The sequence below is a fragment of the Mesorhizobium sp. M7D.F.Ca.US.004.01.2.1 genome, assembly GCF_003997785.1.
GTDB lineage: Bacteria > Pseudomonadota > Alphaproteobacteria > Rhizobiales > Rhizobiaceae > Mesorhizobium > Mesorhizobium loti.
The window spans coordinates 1-3,450 of the sequence record NZ_RZRQ01000468.1 but is presented as its reverse complement, the minus strand read 5'-3'; the positions used below and the strand labels follow the sequence as shown (position 1 = coordinate 3,450).

The following is a 3,450-nucleotide window of genomic DNA, read 5'->3' as shown; positions in this document are numbered from 1 at the left end:
ATCCGATTTCGGCGTCAATGTCCTGCCGGGTGACCATGAGACGCTGATTGTCGAGGCGAGCTTTCCCGGCGATCCGGAGGCGGCGGATTTCTTCGTTGCCGGCGAGCACGATTACATGTTCGGCAGCCCTGCCCGCAGCGAAAAGGACGGCAAGCTGATCTTCACCGTGCCGATCCTCGATCGCCCGTCGACGACGCCGACGGATGGCGGACTTCACTATACGCTGACGAGTTCGGCGGGCGCGGTCGAAGGGCTTCTGCCTTTCCCTTGATCCAGCCCACCCGAACGGTTGCAGGAAGCCGTTGAGTTCGCTACGCAAAGACACGTCCTTCCCCATTTTCCCAAGCGAGGAATCCATGACCATTTCCGTTGGCGACAAGCTGCCTGACGTGACCTTCAAGACGATGACCGCCGATGGCGCCAAGCCAATCACCGGGGCTGAGATCTTTTCTGGAAAGAAGGTGGTGCTGTTTGGGGTTCCCGGGGCCTTCACGCCGACCTGCAGCAACAACCATTTGCCCGGCTATCTCGAGAACCATGACGCCATCCTGGCGCGTGGCGTCGACACCATCGCCGTCGTTTCGGTCAATGACGTCCACGTCATGGGCGCCTGGGCGCGCTTCACCGGCGGTGAGGGCAAGATCCTGTTCCTCGCCGACGGCAGTGGCGATTTCGCCAAGGCGGTGGGCCTCGACAATGACCTTTCCGCCGGCGGCATGGGGCTGCGTTCGAAGCGGTTTTCGATGGTCGTCGACGACGGCAAGGTCACCGCGCTCAATGTCGAGACCAAGCCCGGTGTCGACGAGTCCGGCGCGGCTCATATTCTGGGACAGCTCTGAACTTCAGCGAGGCGTCAGGCGGGACCGCAACGACGATCGCTGCAGTCCAGGGCCTGCTTTGGGGGACCCTAGCGATGTTTGACGTCTTCTGGCGCGCTATCGTGATCGGCATCGGCGCCACCGTGCTGATGGATCTCTGGGCCATCTTCCTGCACAAGGCGTTCGGCCAGCCACGGCCGAACTGGGGGCCGGTCGGTCGCTGGGTCTGGCACCTGAGCGACAAGGTCTTCCACGACGATATCGGCAATGCAGTGCCTTACGCGCATGAAAAGGCGCTGGGTTGGGCCTTTCATTATTTTGTCGGCATCGTCTATGGGATCATCCTGGTGGTGCTGGTCGGAGCGGGCTGGCTTGCCGCGCCGACATTCCTGCCGGCCTTCATCCTCGGCATCGTCACCGTCGGCGCCGGCTGGTTCCTGCTGGCGCCCGGCATGGGCGCCGGCTGGGCGGCTTCAAAGCGCCCCAATCCGATGCAGGTCCGCGCGCTCAACCTGGTGTCGCATACTGTGTTCGCGCTCGGGCTTTGGGGCACAGCACTGCTGATCCGCTAAGCTTTTACGGCTGCCCCGGCCTGTCGACCGGCTGCCAGCCGTGGAGAATGCGGCGAGCGCCGATATCGTAAGCGAAATAGTTACCGCCGCCGGCCGGCTGATCCGCTTCGCGGCTGATTTCTCGACCGCTGAGAGACAAGAGCAGGAGCGTTCCCACCCCTCCATGCCCGACGAAAACAATGTCGTCGGCGTCATTGGTACCGAGCACGGTGTCGACCTCGCTCACGATACGATGCTGCGCATCGATAGCTCTTTCCCATCCGCGAATGCTTTCGTGTGGATTGGCAAAGAACTGGTCCGCGACCGTTTCGAACTCCGGCGGCGGCAGGAAACCCGTTGCCGATCGATCGTTCTCATGCATCCGTTCCCTCACCTCGATGACAAGACGCAGATGCGTTGCGAGGATCTCGGCGGTTTCCATCGCCTTGCGTTCAGCCGACGACACGATACGCCGGATCGACCCGATCCAGGGCCGGTCGAGCATTGCAAATGCTCTCGCGCGTCCGATGTCGGATAGCCCCCATTCCGGCATGGGAACGCTGGCATCGACCTGAACCTGGGGATGCGTGACGTAGTAGAGGATCGGCACGATGGAAATTCCCTGCCTGAGATCCGTCCGGCGCCCAAAATTAATAGCTCTGGGTTGAGCGCCGCGCTTTCGCGACCGTCGGCAGTTTTGCTTGCGCAGCCGGCTTTGGTGCAGCAGCAGACTTGAACGGGCCTTTCTTGAACGGCGCCATGCCTTCGCGCGCGAGTTCGTCGGCGCGCTCGTTTTCGGTATGGCCGGCATGGCCCTTGACCCAGTTCCAGGTGACCTTGTGGCGCTTGTTGGCTTCGTCGAGCGCCTGCCAGAGTTCACCGTTCTTCACAGGCTTCTTGTCGGCGGTCTTCCAGCCGTTCTTCTTCCAGCCGTGGATCCACTTGGAAATGCCATCCATGACATATTTGCTGTCGGTGTGAAGCTCGACCGTGCAGGGTTCCTTCAGCGCGTTCAGCGCCGAGATGGCCGCGAGCAGTTCCATGCGGTTGTTGGTCGTCTCGGCCTCACCGCCGGAAAGCTCCTTGGTGGTGCCATTGAAGCGCAGGATCGCGCCCCAGCCGCCGGGGCCGGGATTGCCCGAACAGGCGCCGTCGGTGAAGATTTCAACCTGTTTGCTCATGATACCCCATATCAGGCCAATCCATACTCCGAAGGAGATCTGATCGCCCGGTGGAACCGCATCCTGCGGATATACTCGGTCGGATCGCGTTTCATCACCAGCCCACCATTGGGAACAGTCAGCCAGTCGTACAGCCGGGTCAGCATGAAGCGCAGCGCCGAACCGCGCGCCAGCATCGGCAGCGCCGCCTTCTCCTGGTCGCTCAGGGGACGCACGCTCTGATAGCCGGCAAGCATCGCCTTGCCCTTGGTGAGGTTAAAGGAAAAATCCTTCTCGAAGCACCAGGCGTTGAGGCAGGTGGCGACGTCGTAGGCATAGAGGTCGTCGCAGGCGAAATAGAAGTCGATCAAGCCGGAGAGCTTTTCGCCGAGGAAGAAGACGTTGTCGGGGAAAAGATCGGCATGGATGATGCCTTGCGGCAGGTCTTTCGGCCAGCTCCGCTCGAAATCGGCGAAATCGGCATCGACCTCGGCCGCAAGGCCCGGCTCGACCTCGTCGGCGCGGTCGCGCGCCGCGTTCCAGAGCTTGCGCCAGCCGTCGATGGCCAGCGCATTGGGGCGCGTCATCGAAAAATCGGCGCCAGCCAGATGCAACTCCGCCAACGCTTTGCCGACCTCGGCGCAATGCGTTGCCGCTGGCCGCCGCAGCGAAAGCCCTTCGAGGAAGGTGATGATGACCGCCGGCCGGCCGGCGAGCGTGCCGATGACGGTGCCGTCATGCGCGGTCACCGGCAACGGGCAGGAGACGCCTTTGTTGGCGAGATGGCCCATCAGGCCGAGGAAAAACGGCAGATCCGCCTTCTCGACCCGCTTTTCATAGAGCGTCAGGATGTAGGAACCGCTGGAGGTATGCAGCAGGAAGTTCGAGTTCTCGGTGCCTTCGGCGATGCCCTTGTAGGAC

At 62.2% G+C, this 3,450-nt stretch carries 5 protein-coding genes and 1 pseudogene; 3 read left to right on the top strand and 3 right to left on the bottom strand.

Annotation, left to right across the window (positions count from 1 at the left end; all coding sequences use genetic code 11):
• From EN993_RS33100 to EN993_RS33090, 3 genes and pseudogenes are all read left to right on the top strand, one after another.
• Positions 1-271, top strand: a pseudogene (locus EN993_RS33100) (hypothetical protein); the annotation flags it as partial.
• A gap of 85 nt (positions 272-356) precedes the next feature.
• Positions 357-839: a peroxiredoxin gene (locus tag EN993_RS33095; RefSeq protein ID WP_109662278.1), complete on the top strand. Its 483-nt coding sequence runs from the start codon at positions 357-359 to the stop codon at positions 837-839.
• 74 nt (positions 840-913) lie between these two features.
• Entirely contained in the window at positions 914-1,390 is a 477-nt protein-coding gene (locus EN993_RS33090) for a DUF2938 domain-containing protein (RefSeq protein ID WP_109662277.1), read from the top strand.
• Between the two features lie 4 nt (positions 1,391-1,394).
• Here the strand turns inward: EN993_RS33090 and EN993_RS33085 are convergent, their stop codons facing one another.
• The 3 genes from EN993_RS33085 to EN993_RS33075 form a co-directional block, all read right to left on the bottom strand.
• Entirely contained in the window at positions 1,395-1,922 is a 528-nt protein-coding gene (locus tag EN993_RS33085; RefSeq protein ID WP_127265976.1) for a histidine phosphatase family protein, read from the bottom strand.
• A gap of 97 nt (positions 1,923-2,019) precedes the next feature.
• Complete coding sequence (gene rnhA / locus EN993_RS33080) at positions 2,020-2,550, bottom strand: ribonuclease HI (RefSeq protein WP_127265975.1); 531 nt, start codon at positions 2,548-2,550, stop codon at positions 2,020-2,022.
• Between the two features lie 11 nt (positions 2,551-2,561).
• On the bottom strand, positions 2,562-3,450 hold an 889-nt coding region (locus tag EN993_RS33075; protein WP_127265974.1), incomplete at its 5' end, for a homoserine kinase.